Consider the following 13,845-nt stretch of genomic DNA (forward strand, 5'->3'; position numbering starts at 1 on the left):
TTGTTATGGCTCGTCCGTCGAAGTATCCGGAGTCGTTCCGCCGGGATGCGGTGGAGTTGATGCTGGCCAGTGATCGGCCGATCCGGCAGATCGCGGAGCAGCTGGTGTTTCGCATGAGACGTTGCGGTCGTGGGTGCGGGATGCGCGGCGGGCGAAGGACCCGGAGCAGGTGGCGCAGGCCGAGCAGGCCCTGGAAACCGCGGCGATGCGCAAGCGCCTGGCGGAGCTGGAGAAGGAGAACGAGATTCTCCGCAAAGTGGCCGCCTATTCTGCGCGCGAGATGGATCGATGATCTACCGCTGTCGGTTCATCTCCGAGCACCGCGCCACCCCTGGAGTGCAGCGGTTGTGCCGGATCCTGGCGAAGTGCTGGCAGCAGAGGAAGAACTCGTCGTCGCGCTCGGGCCGACCTGATCACGGAAGCGGGAGGGCCCGCACAGCGCATGTGCGGGCCCTCCCGGTCTGTCATCCGCAGTGCGAGGGACCGGAGTACCAGACAGTCCACACACCACTGATCGTCACTCCACCGCCCCAGTCGATGCACCTGCCCGCGGCGGACACTTTCACCGGACCGGCATAGGTGGTGAAGCGGTTGTCGTCGTTCTTGAGATGTTTCCGCTCACAGCGCCGGCTGGCATGTCACGCGGGTTGGGCGCCATTCGCCGGCCTTGCCGGGACGGTCGTTGCGGCCGGTTCCAAGTTCTCACCTGCGTGGTCGCCGTCTTGAATGGACAGTCGGGCGATTCTGGCGGCCGAACTTCGTCGGTGGCAAGGGGACTTCGATGAGGAACCGCGCTCGAGAGTCATCCGGGCACTCCGCCTCACCGGGGAACAAGGCCGACCGGTCGCTCCGTCACGCGAGCGTTGCCGCGGGGGGCGGGGTTGCTGCTCATGTCCGCACTGGCGGGCTTTGCCAAGTTCGTCGCTCTGGACGGCCTGGTGAGCAAGGGAGATCCGGCACAGACAGCCACTAACATCACGGAGTCCGCCGACCTGTTCCGGTTCGGTGTCGCGTGTCTCTTCGTGGTGATCGCGCTCGACATCGTCGTGGCGTGGGGTCTGTACCGCGTGTTCAGCCCGGCGGGCAAGAACCTCTCGATGCTCACGGCGGCGTTCAGGCTGGTTTACACAGCGGTCTTCATGGTGGCGATCGGCCAGCTCCTCAGGGGGCTGCGCCTGCTCGGCGACGACGGTTACCTCGCGGTGCTCGGCGCGGACCAGTTGCACGCCCTGGCACTGCTGGAAGTCACCGCGTTCAACGATCTGTGGATGGCGGGTCTCGGTCTGTTCGGGCTGCACTTGATCCTCATCGGCTATCTGGCCTATCGATCAGGTTATGTACCAAGGCTTCTGGGCGCTCTGCTCGTTGTCGCGGGACTCGGCTACGTGATCGACGGCTTCGGCGTGATGCTGTCCGAGGGCGCTTGGACCGATGTCGCGTCGTACACCTTCATCGGTGAGTTCCTGCTGGCGCTGTGGCTCGTGATCTGGGGTAGTCGACTCGCCATCAGCGAGTCACAGCACCACGAAGACCCTGTTGCCACAACACGATGACAGATTCTTCCAACTGAATAGAGAGTGAATCCCATGTCAGCACCCGAGAAGCCGCTCATGCCGGCCGTCGCCGATCCGGTGATGCCGCAGAGTGGGCCGACAACCGCATCGACCAGGAAGACCGCAGTCCTCGTGGGGGTGTTCTTCCTCACCGCCACCACCGCGTTCATCTTCGCGGACATGCTCATCGGCGGAGTCCTGAGCCGGCCGGACTTCCTGACCGGTGCATCCGCCGACACCAGCAGCCTGGCCACCGGCGCATTTCTTCTGGCTGGCCAGTTCGGGGTGGTGGGTATCGCGGTTCTGCTGTTCCCCTTGCTGAAACGCCACGGTGAGTCGCTGGCCCTGGCACATGTCGGTTTCCGGGTCGTGGAGCTTGCCGCGAGCTTGTTCTACCTGGCAGTCCCGCTCCTGGTGATCGAACTCGGCGCCGGGTCGCGCGACGGCACCATCGACCCGTCCGCTTCGACCGGTCTCGGCGCCCTGGTGCAGGCGCAGCACAGCGCGGCGACTCTGTTGATCTACCTGGTCACCACGGCGGCAGGCATGTGCATGGCTGTGTTGCTGTACCGATCGCGGTTGATCCCGCGCCCGCTCGCGATTCTCGGCCTCGTCACCTATCCCGCGCTGCTGGCGGGCTGCGTACTGGACATGTTCGGCGTCGTCGACGTGACACAGGGCATCGGGCTCGTCGCATTGGTGCCGGGTGGCGTCTTCGAGCTGGTGCTCCCGATCTGGCTCTTCGTCAAGGGATTCAGCTTCCCCTCCCAGAACTGAGGATCGGCCTCAGCCTGGGGAGTGCTGGGGCTGATCGAGCTCAGGCAGTGCGGGGACAAGCCTCAGCGCGCGGTTGTGGCGCGGTTCGGTCCGCGTCTTGGCCTCGTCGACCTGACGGATCAGCTCGTTGCGGACCTCGTTGAGCGCGGCCGGCAGATCCGGCTCGGACGAGGTGGCGACGAGGTGCAGGCGGGGAGTGCGGTTGATCCAGCACTCCAGGGTGACTCGTTGCTCGACGCCGCGGCGGTCCTTCACGCTGATCTCGAGGTCGACCTGGTCGTCGTGGAACGAGCGCAGGCGCGAGCCAAGTGCGGCCAGACGTTCCACGACCCAGCCCCGTTCGTTCGAGAGGAAGCCGGTGGCGAGGTGCAGCCGGTTGGTGATCACCGCGGTGTCCTCTGGCAGTTCGCTCATCTGCTCACTTGTCCTTTGTGGAGTGTTGCTCTGTTGCTGTCGAACGACGATGCGAGGTTCCTGCCAGCGCGTGCTGAAGCTCGTTCTTCCCGGTCAGGGCGGTGATCAGGCCACGCAGTGACGTGGTGGCCAGCCCGATGGAGGCGTCGCTCGCGCCGTAGGGGATCACCAGCGTGTCGTCGTGCAGCAGGGCGCCGCAGGAGTAGACGACGTTGGGCACGTACCCGTCGCGTTCGGTGACGGAGGGCAGCAGCAGCGGTTCTGGCAGGGTCGCCAGCACTCGTTCGGGGTGGTCGAGGTCGAGGAGCATCGCGCCCATCGAGTAGACCCGCATGGGGCCGACGCCGTGAGTCAGCACGAGCCAGCCCTCGGGAGTCTCGATGGGCGAACCGCAGTTGCCGACCTGGATGAGGTTCCAGTCCCGGCCGGGCACTTCCACGGGTTGTGCGCCGTTCCAGGTCCTGATGTCGTGGGAGGTCACCACGGCCGAGCTCTCGCCGTCGCCGCGCGTCAACGCCGCGAACCGGCCGCTGATCTTTCTGGGGAACAGGGCCATGCCCTTGTTGCGTGCGGCCGAACCGGTCGTCTGCGTGACGTGGAAGGTGCGGAAGTCCTTGGTCTGCAACAGTTGTGGCGCGACATCGGTTCCGTCGTAGGCGGTGTAGGTGGCGTAGTAGGTCTGCTCGCCGTCGTCGTCGGTGAAGTGCACGAACCTGGCGTCCTCCATGCCCTGACGTTCGGACGGGCCGGTCGGCCACAGCACCCGCCCTCCGATGACGGTGTCGTCGGGGAACTCCGAGGTGTAGTTGCACGCGGCGATCCACCGGATCAGCTCGACGGTCCGGTGTGCCTCCTGACGGGCGACCAGACTCGGGTGCAGATCGGCCAGCACCAGGTCCAGCTCGGCACCGGTGAACCGCGCGGGCAGCCACCGGTTCAGCACGGCGGAGACCTCGTCGTCCTGGCCGAACTCGGCGAGCTTGCCCTGGAACAGGCTCTTCTCGTACACCGCCTCACCGTGCAGGCCGGTGGTGACGACGTTCGGGGGCGTGTCGACGGTGAGCGCACCACCGGGACCGATCACCCCCGTGCGGAAGCCGATCGAGGACAGATGGCCTTCACCGATGCCGCGCACGCTGAGCACGAATCTCAGCTGTCCCTGTGCCATCCCGCTCTGATCGGGGTGCGCGACCATGGACGGGTTGCACAGCGCGGCGCCCTCGATGGCGTACTCATGGGTGAAGTACGCGCCGATGAGCAGTCTGCGGGACTCGGACAGTTCGACATCTGCGGACAGTCGGTGGCTCACGCTCGCGAAGTGATCGGCGAAGGTCACTCGGACGTCCCGGTGCCTGCCGGCGAACATGCGGACCGTGCGATCCAGCACGGTGCACACAGTCTCCTCGTCCAGCGCCATCACCCGTCGGATCACGGCCGCGGACCGCGACTCGTGCTCCGGCCGCTCCTCTCCCGGTACGAACAGCTTGGCGATGACGCGGCGTGGGTCCGGCCGCAGCCGCAGCGAGGCGCGAGTGACGCCGGCGTTCATCCGGTGCTCCCCAGCAGAGTGCGTCGGTGTTGCAGCGTGGAGATCAGCGCCAGCGTCGACTCGGCACCCTGGTTGCGGTTGGGGCCGTCGGGGGTGAGTCCGTCGTAACCGCCGCCGGTCTCCTTGTCGCGCATGGGCACGCCGAGGTCGTTGCCGCCGTCGAACCACGCGACCGCGTGGCGGACACCCGCTTGCCACCTCAGGTCGCCGGTGACCTGGTGGGCGCGAGCACAGGCGTCAGCGAGTGCGGCGACCTCGATGGGTTGCTGGTCGAACGCCGGGCGAGGTTCACCGATGCGCCAGCCACCCGCCGGGGTCGGCGAAAGACGGGCCTCGGGGGACTCGACGGTCAGCAGCCAGTCCAGCAGTCGCAGGCCGTCATCGCGGATCTGGGGATCGGCGAGGAGGTCGCCCGCGGCGATCAGCGCCTCGGGCAGCGCGGCATTGGCGTAGAAGAGTCGTTGTTCGGGCCACGGCCAGTCCAGTGTGTCGGCGGGTTCGCCGACGTACGAGGAGATGTCACCGAGCAGCTTGGTCGCGAGTGCGTGATCGGGAACCGCGCCCAGCACCTCGGCTGCGCCAAGCGCCGCAAAGGACATCGACCGCACCGATGGCGGCCGGTGATGGGCACTTCTGTCGAAGCAGGCCAGTGCGGCCTGGCGGATCCAGGGCACCGGGCATCGGGCGGACGCGGTGCCCAACCCCCACAGCGCGCGTCCCCACCAGTCACCCAGCTCCGGCTCGTCCCGCCAACCGCGGTCGGAACCGAGCCGGTTGTGGAAGCGCCCGTCATCGCTTTGGGCATGGGCGATGAAGGCCAGATAGCGCTCCACCAGAACGACCAGATCGGCGGACAGCTCCGGTTCCCGGCACAGGACGACCAGGCCGCGGGCGACATCGTCCAGGCAGTAGCCGTGTTCCCGGCGGGGCAGGGGACCGTCGGCGTGCTCGTACAGACCCGTGTCGTCGCTGAGCCGGATCAGGTGCGCGAAACTCGGGCCGGTCACGTGGTGACCACGACTCGGGCGGCGAGCACGCGCTCCGTCAGGCGGCGATACCGGTTCGCGACCGCCGACCAGCTCAGTGCCGGAGCGAGACGGGCCGAACGGTCGCTCATCCCGGCCGCGAGTCCCGGTTCGGTCAGCACCCGCCGCAGCGCCGCGGTGATGGCGCCCGGATCGCGGTGGGGCACCAGCAGCCCGGCTCCGTCCGCCAGCAGCTCGACGGCGTGCGGGAACTCGGTCGCGACCACCGGTTTGCCGGCGGCCAGGGCTTCGATGAGCACGCCGGACGTGACCTGCTCGGACGAGTCGTAGGGCAGCAGGACGACATCGGCTTGGCCGACCAGTTCCGCCAGTGCGTCGACCTCGCGGTAGGTCGGGTCGAACTCGACCAGGTCCGCGACGCCGAACGCGGCCGCGCGGTTGCGCAGGTTGCGGCGGTAGGTCTCGCCCTCGTGCGCCAGCACCTTGGGATGAGTCTGGCCGGCCACCAGGTAACGGGGCTTCAGGTCGCGCAGCGGGCCCAGTGCTGAGATGCCCCACTCGATGCCCTTGCCACGCCCCAGCAGACCCCAGGTGAGGATCATCGGCCGGTCGGCGGACGGAACGTGAGCGGGTGGTTCGACGGGGAGCGCGCCGTGTGGAATCACGACGACCTCATCGGGCCGCTCGACGGCGTAGCCGTCCACGAGCCGCTGCCGCGCGGCCTCGGACATGGTCACCACAGCGTCGGCGTAGCCGACGACCTCTTCGAGCACCTGCCGCTGGCCAGGGGTGGGCGTGGTGAGCACCGTGTGCAGGACGATGATCACCGGCACCCGCAGCCGGGCGAGCACGCCGAGCACGTCGTCGCCATCGCGGCCGGCGTAGATCCCGTACTCGTGCTGGACCACGACCATGTCGCAGCGGTTGAGCGCTTCGGCCGCGTCCTCGACCGCGCCGGGAGTCATCTGGTGCACCATCCGGGTTTCCGCGGTGGCGGCCGGCTCGTGGTCCGGCTCCGTGAGGACGCGGACCACGCGGCCCGTGCTTCCCGGCGTCACCGCGGTCAGATGGCGCAGGAGAGAAGCGGTGAACGTGGCGAGTCCACATTGCGTGGGCGGATACGTGCTCAGAAAACCGTAAGTGCGGACCACGAAGCGGGCCTTTCGGATTGTCGGAAGCAGATGCTCCACTGTGGACGGGTCAGGCGAGGGGTCGCCGCGCCTGGTCCGGGATGTGACCGTGCAAGCTCAGCCTGCGCATCTCGACGTGCTCCCGGCGCGCAGACAGCGTGATGCGATGCCCGTCCAGCGCCGTGAGGTCGATGGTGCGCACGGGGCGTGAGACGAAGCCGTCGAGCTGAGCCCGCCGCCATCGGTCGGCGAGGTGGTAGTAGCTCAGCCACAGGGCGTCGCCCAGCTCGGCGAGCAGTGTGCGCGGCGAGCGCCGAGGCCGCTCGGAGACCGGGTCGGTCGATGGAGCGATGGGAAGGTGGGATGCCGACATCATGTCGGGGACTCCCGTCCCCGGCCGGAAAGCAGCCGGTTCAGTTTTTCGCCGAGTACGACATGAGCTTGACCACCCACGTACGAGGTGTTCCCGACAAAAACAACTCTACACCAATTCTGATTTGATCAACCAAATGGACTTCCTTGATTTTCTGCTACGTCCCTCCGCAGGTGGGAGCTCCATCCGGCGATCCGTCAAATGTCAAGCAGAAAATATCGTGAGCCCGTAACATGAGGTTAAACACGAAATTCGGCAGAACGTAAACTTTATTCGGCTCGTCGGTGGGCCGCGATGTACCGATGCGGACAACCGAGGTGTTGACCACCGAGCGGCTGCTGTTGCAGCAGTGGATGGCCGAAGATGCCCGGCTGCGCGCTCGGGCCGGGCGGTGGGCGATCCAGCGCACCGCCGATGACGAGGTGATCGGTGGCGCCATTCTGCTCCCGCTGCCTCCTGGCAACGAGGACTTCGAGATCGGCTGGCAATTGCGCCCCCGATGCCAGGGGCAACGGCTACGCCTGTGCGTGCCGAGAATACGTCGGCGCAGTTCAGCAGGCGTCGGCGCGCTACCGGTCATCCGGCATGATCGCGGCCGTGCTGGTCCGCTTCGCCTACCTCGCTGTCTCTCACGCCTTCGCTGCGCTATGGCTGTTGCACATGAGTGATCGTGAGAAGGACGTCGAGATTCTGACGCTACGCCATCAGCTCGTGGTCTTGCGTAGACAGCTCGGCGATCAGCGCCCACGACTGCGGTCTGAGGACAGGGCGTTGCTCGCCGTCTTGCTCGTGCCCTTGGCTCGGGTGGGGTTGCGCCGGCTCCGGCTGCTGTTCAGCCCGGACACGGTGCTGAGGTGGCATCGCGACTTGATGAAGCGCCGCTATGCCCGTGCGAGCGTGAACCGAAGACCTGGACGTCCGCGCACTGTCGCCTCGATCCGCCGCCTCGTCCTGCGCCTGGCAAACGAGAACCCCTCGTGGGGATATCGACGCATCCACGGCGAACTCGCGCTTCTCGGTGTCGCGATCGCCGCCTCCACGGTGTGGGAGATCCTCAAGACTGCCGGCATCGATCCGGCCCCGCGCCGGGCGACCGTTACCTGGGCCGACTTCCTGCGTTCGCAGGCTGAGGCGATCCTGGCGATGGACTTCATCGAGGCTGTCACGCTGACCGGGCAGCGCCAGTACATTCTCGCCGCCATCCACCATGCGAGTCGGCGCGTATGGATAGTCGGCACCACCGCACACCCACCCATGCCTGGGTCACCCCGGTCATCCGCAACCTGCTTATGGACCTCGAGGACGCTGGACACCTCGCGCGGATCAGATTCTTTATCCGTGACCGCGACGCCAAATACCCCGCGTTGATCGACGAGATCCTCGGCTCCGCGGGGATCGCCGCAGTACTGACCGGCGACCGGATGCCCCGCATGAACTCGATCACCGAACGCTGGGTCACGACATTCCGCGCCGAACTGCTGGATCGCATGCTGATCTGGAATCAGACCCATCTACGGCATGCACTGCGCGAGTACGAGCGGCACTACAACGAGCACCGGACCCACCGATCGCTCGCCGCCGCAGCACCCCTGCGGACCTTGCCCCAGCCTCTCAAACCCAGCCAGATCGAACGCCTCACCGTAGATCGAGAGGACCGTCTCGGCGGAGTCATCCACGAGTATCACCATGCCGCTTAACCTGCACGGATGCGGTTTTCGGCACGCACAGGGCGGTGAGCATCCGCAGCTCGACGACCAGTTCCTCGTCCGCCCGCACCACAGTCAGGTCACGGCGCATGCGAGCTTGGTCGGCAATGACGTAGGCATCCTTGGCATCGGTCTTGCCCGCGCCCCGGTACGTGTTCGCAGCCCGATTCACCATCATGCCGGGCACGTACACGACCCGCTGACCACGGGCCAGCAGTAACGCAACCAGCAGAGCGGACTCGCTGCTGTGCAGGTCAATGGCCCATACCAACTCCTCAGCCAGGGCACTTACTTCGCCGATGAGCGCCAGCAACGCGGACTCGTCGTTGGCCACACGCCGCGAGAACAACCTGTCGCCGCCAGCGTCCACCACCACCGCATGGTGGTGCTGCTTGCCGATGTCCACCCCGACCCATGCCCGGTCCAACCAGGTCTCCTCACACCCCGATGTCCAGTCCCGAGACGGCGTCGCTGGCAGGTCCCTATTCAGCCACAACAGCGCAGCTCTCAATCAGCAGCCGAGTCGTCCGTGAGGGCCAGGCGGCCAGTCGTAGGGAGCCACCTACGCAGACCACTGAAAGCCACACCTGGCCCTCCCGGGACATCCAGACCGCTCACCGACCCGGACAACATCAAGATAGGGACCACTGATCAGTTAGGACTTACTCGTCTAGGGCTTCTGCAGACCATCAGCGATGACATGCGGCACTACCTCTCCCCACCTGGCTTCCCGTCCACCGCCCGCGCCGTAGATTGGTTGTCGTGACCACGACGTCCTCCGCCGCGACGATGAAGATCGGGGAACTGGCCCGGCTGACCGGGGTCAGCGCTCGTTCGTTGCGGTACTACGAGCAGCAGGGGCTGATGCACAGCACGCGCTCCGTCGGCGGGCAGCGGCACTACGCGGCGACGGAGGTCGAACGGGTCGAGATCATCCGGCGGTTGTTCGACGCGGGGCTGAGCAGCAAGGTGATCGCCCGGTTGCTGCCGTGCGTGGACAGCGACGCCAAGGACGTCGCCGAAGACGCTTTCGACACGATGCACGAGGAGCGCGACCGGCTGACCGCCGACATCGCCCGGCTCGTCGAGGCCAGGGCCGTCCTCGACGAGCTGATCGAGATCAACACCCGGCACCGGGCCAGGATCGGTGCCGGGTGAGCGTACTCAGAGGCTCATGTCGATGACGAGCTTGCCCGTGGCGTGCAGGGACTCGACGAGTGCCAACGCCTCGTGCGCGCGTTCGAGCGGATACGTCTGAGTGATGTGCGGGTCGAGCTTTCCGATGACCATCAGCTCGGCGACGCGTTCGAGCCCTGCCCGGTCGAGGCGGCGGTGGACCATCACGCCACCGAGTTCGGTCACGGACGGGTCCCCGACGGAGATGAGCTTCGCAGCCAGTGGGGCGATCTCGCGCAGCGACTCGCCGCCGACGTTGTCGACCGCGGCGTCGAAGCCGTCCGGGGCCTGTGCGCGGAGCCGGTCCACGACGCCGCCGCCGGTGTAGTCCACAAAGGACGCACCGGTCGACGTGACGAGATCCCGCTTCGCCGCGCTCGCAGTACCCGTCACGACCAGGCCTCGGCCCTGGGCCAGCTGGGCCAGCGCGATGCCGACGCCGCCGCCGATCCCGTTGACCAGCAACGAGGATCCGGCGGGCAGGTCGAGCTGGTCCAGCACGTCCAGCGCGGTGGTGCCGGCGACGGGGATGGTCGCCGCCCAGGTGTCCGGCAGCGCGCCTGGGATGCGGGCCGTGGAGTCGCCGAGCAGTAGCGTCGTTCCCGCGTACGTGCCCGAGCCGGTCAGCGCGAACCCAGTGACCCGGTCGCCGACGGCCAGGCCGGTCACCTCCGCGCCGACCGCGAGCACGGTTCCGGCCGCTTCCAATCCCAGGACCTGCGGGAAGGGCAGGTGGCCGTTCAACGCGGGGGCGTGTCCGGACCGCAGCTTGTGGTCCACCGGATTCACTCCCGCCGCCGTGACGCGGACGAGGACTTCGGCGGGACCGGGCACGGGATCCGGCCGCTCGAAGAACTCCTGGACGTCGGCCTCGCCGAAAGTCGTGTATCCCAACGCTTTGCTCATCGTGAACAGCTCCTGGAACGTCGAATCACTGACGATTTCGACGCTATGTGTTGACACCAGTGTCAACTTCCACCCGATGTGACGCGGGCATCTCAGTTCTCGGCGTCCTCGAAGATCAGGAACGTCTTGGTCGACAGCACGCTGGGGGTGTTCTGCAGCTGGTCCGGCACGATACGGCGCAACGCGTTGTTGTCCTGTGCCCTGACCAAGAGCATCACGTCGAACTCGCCTGTGGGGTGCCAGAACTCTGTACTCGCCCGCTGAGCTGTGGTGATCGGGTTCTGGTGTTCTGACGGCATGATCATGGGCGTGGCGCTGCGACTGCTGTACCTCGTATTTGTTCAGCTAGGTGGTTGGTTGGTTCTGCTTGGTCGGTCGTCGGCGGCGAAGGACGTGGAGTTGCTGGTGCTGCGGCATGAGGTCGCGGTGTTGCGCCGTACTCATGGCCGTCCGCGTCTGGATTGGGCTGATCGTGCGGTGCTGGCCGCGTTGGTGCGGCGGTTGCCTGTCTGGTTGCGGGAGCACCGATTGATGTCTCCAGGCACGGTGTTGCGGTGGCATCGGCGCTTGGTCGCGAAGAAGTGGACCTACCCGAACCGGACTGGGCGGCCGCAGGTCGATGAGGCTGTCGTGGTGTTGATCGAGCGGATGGCGCGGGAGAACGCCGGCTGGGGTTACCGCCGTATTCAAGGTGAGCTGCTCAAGCTCGGCCACCGCGCTGCTGCGTCAACTGTCCGCCGCGTACTGAAGCGTCTGCGAGTGCCGCCCTCGCCGATCCGGGATACCAACACGTCGTGGCGGCGGTTCCTGCGTGCTCAAGCGGCGAGCATGCTGGCGTGCGACTTCTTCCATGTCGACTGCGCGGTCACGTTGAAACGGGTGTACGTGTTCTTCGTGATGGAGGTAGGTACCCGCTATGTCCACATCCTTGGCGCCACCACCAACCCTGACGGTCTGTGGACAACCCAGCAGGCTCGCAACCTCTTCATGGGTCTTGGCGATCGGGCCAACGAGTTTCGATTCCTGGTTCGTGACCGGGCCAGCCAGTTCACGGCGTCGTTCGACTCGGTTTTCGCTGACGCTGGTATCGACGTTGTGAAGATCCCGCCGCGGTGTCCACGAGCTAACTGTTACGCGGAACGGTTTGTCGGCACTGTTCGACGAGAGCTCACTGACCGGCTGCTGATCATCAACGAGCGTCACCTCAAGTCAGTGTTGAACCGCTACGTGTCCCACTACAACCACCGACGACCACACCGAGCGCGACACCACACGCCACCACGACCCGATCAGCCGACCGGAGATCCAGGATGTAGATCTGTACGTCGTCGGCGAGTGCCTGGCGGCTTGATCAACGAGTACGAAGCTGCAGCAGCTTGATCCGCAGGTCAGGCCCGTTGGGCCATGTTTTGGCACCCCACACGGACGACATCGACACGACCTACCCGGTGAACCTGTCCGCCGAGGCCCGTGGCGGCACGTGGACGCTGCGGGTGCAGGACGCGTCGACCCAGGACGTCGGCGTGAACGACACCTGGACGCTTACGGTGTGAACTGCTCGGCGAGCAGGGCGTTGATCTCTTGACGCAGGAGGAACGCCCGCTCGACGAGCCGTTTGCGGCGCAGCCAGCCGGTGACCTCGGCGTTGCACTTGCTGGCGTTGCACGAACCACAGGCGGGACGATGTTGTCGAGCGTGTACCGCCCGCGGCGCGACAGCGCCTGGACGCAGTCCTTCTGCAGCGCTTTGCCGGGTGCGCCGCCGGCCCACGCGGCCTTGAGCGCGCCCCACTGCTCGGCGGAGAGGTCGTGCTCGACGGCCGCCATCCGCGGCGTTTGCGCTTCCGGGTGGCGCGTGCTCTCCTGCTGCCGCCGACCGCCATGGCCCAACCGTGGCCTGGACGTCCTGCGGTGGAGGGGCGACGCGCCCCTCCACCGGTCAGATCAGCCGACCACGTTGACCCAGAACTGGTCGCGGAACCTGTAGAGCATCCGGTCGACCGCGTAGAAGGTCTGCAGGTCGGTTCCGGCCTTGCCGTTCTGCTGGCCGTCGGCGTACTTCACCGAGTAGTCCCAGTACTCGTGGGCCGCGCCCTCCACGGTCGAGGCGAACGGGTACTCGTCGCACTCCTCGTCCGGGTCGTGTGGGGGCAAGAGCTTGCACGCCGCCTGCACTACGGCACGGTTCGGGCCTTCCTCCGACGCCGCGATCCGATGCAGCCCCGGCTTGTTCGGGTCGCCATAGAAGTACTTGCCGGGGATCTGCTTGATGTGCGGCTCGCGCGGGAACGTCGTGTCCGGCGCGTCCTGGGCCTGGCGGACGTGGTCCGCGATCTCGGGGTACAGCGGCCGGTACATGAACACCCATGGGATGACGTCGATGTTCATGCACGCCTTGGGGTCGTTGAGGAAGTACGTCGCGGAGTCGCACCGCAACCCGATGTCCGGCGTGTTGTCGCCCCACTCGACGCCCGCCTCGGGCGTGGTGACGCCGGTGGTGATGTGCCACTTGTGGTTCGACACAAGGTCTTCCTTGGTGGTCTGCGTCTCGTCGGAGGTGAAGCGCCAGCCGAACCAGGTCCCGAGGCCGACCTCGCGCTTCCAGTCCGCCACCGACATGGTGATCGGGGTGGCGTTGGTGCTGCAGCCCGGATCACCCGCCACGGGGCTGCACTTCGGACCCGCCTTCAGCATGGTGGTCATCTCGTTGCCGAAGTCGCCCCAGCCCTCACCGGCCATCGTCGGCTGGAGGTAGAACGAGCTGGTGCGGGTCTTGTAGCTGCCCACCATCGCGGCGATCCACTTCAGGCTCACCTCGCCGCTGAGCGTGGTGCCCCGGTAGGCCTTGGCCCGCAGACCGGCGCGCTGGCACCAGAACGAGCGGTGGAAGACATGTCCCTCCTTGGCCACCGCGCGAGGGTCGCGCTTGCAGAGTTCGAGGAGGTACGGCGGGATCTGGGCCGCGTTCAGGTCGGCGGTGCCGATCCGGTTTCTGATTTCTTCGATCGCCTGCTGGAACTCAGGAGTGGTCCGCTCCGGCGACGGTTCCGCGCCTCTGGCCGCGGCGGCCTGGAACGCGCCGTCGACCGTGGCCGGGAACGTCGGCGCCGCACTGAGCGGAGTTCCGTCCAGAGCGGTGATGACGACTCGGAGCGGTGGCTCCGCCATGGCGCTCGACGCGCCGATCCCGACGGCCAGCAGACAGGTGGACAGTATTGCCAACACACGTTTCACGAGCTCCCCCTTGTTGCTCACGTGTTCGAGTGAACCCAACCT

General features: G+C 66.6%; 17 protein-coding genes. 8 read left to right on the plus strand and 9 right to left on the minus strand.

Features of this window, described 5'->3' with window-relative positions; translation table 11 throughout:
* Positions 1-169 precede the first annotated feature (169 nt).
* The 3 genes from FXN61_RS13795 (at position 170) to FXN61_RS13805 (ending at position 2,330) form a co-directional block, all read left to right on the plus strand.
* The gene (locus tag FXN61_RS13795; RefSeq protein ID WP_376770642.1) at positions 170-292 is read left to right on the plus strand and encodes a hypothetical protein; all 123 of its coding nucleotides are present in this window, start codon (positions 170-172) and stop codon (positions 290-292) included.
* Between the two features lie 598 nt (positions 293-890).
* On the plus strand, positions 891-1,553 hold the full coding sequence (locus FXN61_RS13800) for a DUF4386 domain-containing protein (protein ID WP_167973889.1): 663 nt from the start codon (positions 891-893) through the stop codon (positions 1,551-1,553).
* A 33-nt stretch (positions 1,554-1,586) separates the two neighbouring features.
* On the plus strand, positions 1,587-2,330 hold the full coding sequence (locus FXN61_RS13805) for a DUF4386 domain-containing protein (protein WP_167973891.1): 744 nt from the start codon (positions 1,587-1,589) through the stop codon (positions 2,328-2,330).
* Between the two features lie 9 nt (positions 2,331-2,339).
* Here FXN61_RS13805 and FXN61_RS13810 read toward each other — a convergent pair whose 3' ends face one another.
* Genes FXN61_RS13810 through FXN61_RS13830 form a run of 5 tightly spaced genes read right to left on the minus strand, consistent with a single transcriptional unit; the run spans position 2,340 to position 6,785 of the window.
* Positions 2,340-2,744 (minus strand): HPF/RaiA family ribosome-associated protein, encoded by a 405-nt coding sequence (locus FXN61_RS13810; RefSeq protein WP_167973893.1) that lies wholly within the window; start codon positions 2,742-2,744, stop codon positions 2,340-2,342.
* Between the two features lie 4 nt (positions 2,745-2,748).
* On the minus strand, positions 2,749-4,293 hold the full coding sequence (locus FXN61_RS13815; protein ID WP_167973895.1) for a glycoside hydrolase family 130 protein: 1,545 nt from the start codon (positions 4,291-4,293) through the stop codon (positions 2,749-2,751).
* Entirely contained in the window at positions 4,290-5,300 is a 1,011-nt protein-coding gene (locus FXN61_RS13820) for a glycosyltransferase (RefSeq protein WP_167973897.1), read from the minus strand. The genes FXN61_RS13815 and FXN61_RS13820 overlap by 4 nt, the downstream gene beginning before the upstream one ends.
* A complete protein-coding gene (locus tag FXN61_RS13825) occupies positions 5,297-6,430 on the minus strand; it encodes a glycosyltransferase (protein WP_167973899.1) in 1,134 nt (377 codons plus the stop codon). Before FXN61_RS13825 ends, FXN61_RS13820 begins: the two co-directional genes overlap by 4 nt.
* Positions 6,431-6,479: 49 nt before the next feature.
* Positions 6,480-6,785: a hypothetical protein gene (locus tag FXN61_RS13830; RefSeq protein WP_167973901.1), complete on the minus strand. Its 306-nt coding sequence runs from the start codon at positions 6,783-6,785 to the stop codon at positions 6,480-6,482.
* Between the two features lie 582 nt (positions 6,786-7,367).
* On the opposite strand from FXN61_RS13830, the gene FXN61_RS52025 reads away from it, so the two are divergent.
* Together FXN61_RS52025 and FXN61_RS52030 are read left to right on the plus strand one after the other, a co-directional pair.
* Positions 7,368-8,150, plus strand: coding sequence for a helix-turn-helix domain-containing protein (locus FXN61_RS52025; protein WP_246291445.1), 783 nt, complete (start codon positions 7,368-7,370; stop codon positions 8,148-8,150).
* On the plus strand, positions 8,147-8,479 hold the full coding sequence (locus FXN61_RS52030) for an integrase core domain-containing protein (RefSeq protein WP_246291447.1): 333 nt from the start codon (positions 8,147-8,149) through the stop codon (positions 8,477-8,479). The genes FXN61_RS52025 and FXN61_RS52030 overlap by 4 nt, the downstream gene beginning before the upstream one ends.
* Here FXN61_RS52030 and FXN61_RS13840 read toward each other — a convergent pair.
* Positions 8,451-8,915, minus strand: a complete 465-nt coding sequence (locus FXN61_RS13840; protein WP_167973903.1) for an IS110 family transposase — start codon at positions 8,913-8,915, stop codon at positions 8,451-8,453. The genes FXN61_RS52030 and FXN61_RS13840 overlap by 29 nt on opposite strands.
* Positions 8,916-9,250: 335 nt before the next feature.
* Between FXN61_RS13840 and FXN61_RS13845 the strand changes: the two genes are divergently transcribed.
* The gene (locus FXN61_RS13845; protein ID WP_312877712.1) at positions 9,251-9,646 is read left to right on the plus strand and encodes a MerR family transcriptional regulator; all 396 of its coding nucleotides are present in this window, start codon (positions 9,251-9,253) and stop codon (positions 9,644-9,646) included.
* Between the two features lie 6 nt (positions 9,647-9,652).
* Here FXN61_RS13845 and FXN61_RS13850 read toward each other — a convergent pair whose 3' ends face one another.
* Together FXN61_RS13850 and FXN61_RS13855 are read right to left on the minus strand one after the other, a co-directional pair.
* Positions 9,653-10,570 (minus strand): NADP-dependent oxidoreductase, encoded by a 918-nt coding sequence (locus tag FXN61_RS13850; protein WP_167973905.1) that lies wholly within the window; start codon positions 10,568-10,570, stop codon positions 9,653-9,655.
* 92 nt (positions 10,571-10,662) lie between these two features.
* Complete coding sequence (locus FXN61_RS13855) at positions 10,663-10,869, minus strand: Lrp/AsnC ligand binding domain-containing protein (protein WP_246291448.1); 207 nt, start codon at positions 10,867-10,869, stop codon at positions 10,663-10,665.
* On the opposite strand from FXN61_RS13855, the gene FXN61_RS52035 reads away from it, so the two are divergent.
* Both FXN61_RS52035 and FXN61_RS13865 read left to right on the plus strand, forming a co-directional pair.
* Positions 10,868-11,950: an integrase core domain-containing protein gene (locus FXN61_RS52035; RefSeq protein WP_188135022.1), complete on the plus strand. Its 1,083-nt coding sequence runs from the start codon at positions 10,868-10,870 to the stop codon at positions 11,948-11,950. The genes FXN61_RS13855 and FXN61_RS52035 overlap by 2 nt on opposite strands.
* Positions 11,951-11,967: 17 nt before the next feature.
* Positions 11,968-12,123 (plus strand): proprotein convertase P-domain-containing protein, encoded by a 156-nt coding sequence (locus tag FXN61_RS13865; protein ID WP_246291450.1) that lies wholly within the window; start codon positions 11,968-11,970, stop codon positions 12,121-12,123.
* 390 nt (positions 12,124-12,513) lie between these two features.
* On the opposite strand, the gene FXN61_RS55290 is transcribed toward FXN61_RS13865, so the two are convergent.
* On the minus strand, positions 12,514-13,803 hold the full coding sequence (locus tag FXN61_RS55290; RefSeq protein ID WP_167973911.1) for a NucA/NucB deoxyribonuclease domain-containing protein: 1,290 nt from the start codon (positions 13,801-13,803) through the stop codon (positions 12,514-12,516).
* Positions 13,804-13,845 lie beyond the last annotated feature (42 nt).

It is taken from the genome of Lentzea indica (genome assembly GCF_012184385.1).
Lineage (GTDB): Bacteria > Actinomycetota > Actinomycetes > Mycobacteriales > Pseudonocardiaceae > Lentzea > Lentzea indica.

Coding starts and splice junctions, on each gene's coding strand:
- FXN61_RS13850 (WP_167973905.1), bottom strand. CDS start 10,570: ATGAGCAAAGCGTTGGGATACACGACTTTCGGCGAGGCCGACGTCCAG.
- FXN61_RS13815 (WP_167973895.1), bottom strand. CDS start 4,293: ATGAACGCCGGCGTCACTCGCGCCTCGCTGCGGCTGCGGCCGGACCCA.
- FXN61_RS13810 (WP_167973893.1), bottom strand. CDS start 2,744: ATGAGCGAACTGCCAGAGGACACCGCGGTGATCACCAACCGGCTGCAC.
- FXN61_RS13800 (WP_167973889.1), top strand. CDS start 891: ATGTCCGCACTGGCGGGCTTTGCCAAGTTCGTCGCTCTGGACGGCCTG.
- FXN61_RS52025 (WP_246291445.1), top strand. CDS start 7,368: ATGATCGCGGCCGTGCTGGTCCGCTTCGCCTACCTCGCTGTCTCTCAC.
- FXN61_RS52035 (WP_188135022.1), top strand. CDS start 10,868: ATGATCATGGGCGTGGCGCTGCGACTGCTGTACCTCGTATTTGTTCAG.
- FXN61_RS13830 (WP_167973901.1), bottom strand. CDS start 6,785: ATGATGTCGGCATCCCACCTTCCCATCGCTCCATCGACCGACCCGGTC.
- FXN61_RS13805 (WP_167973891.1), top strand. CDS start 1,587: ATGTCAGCACCCGAGAAGCCGCTCATGCCGGCCGTCGCCGATCCGGTG.
- FXN61_RS13855 (WP_246291448.1), bottom strand. CDS start 10,869: ATGCCGTCAGAACACCAGAACCCGATCACCACAGCTCAGCGGGCGAGT.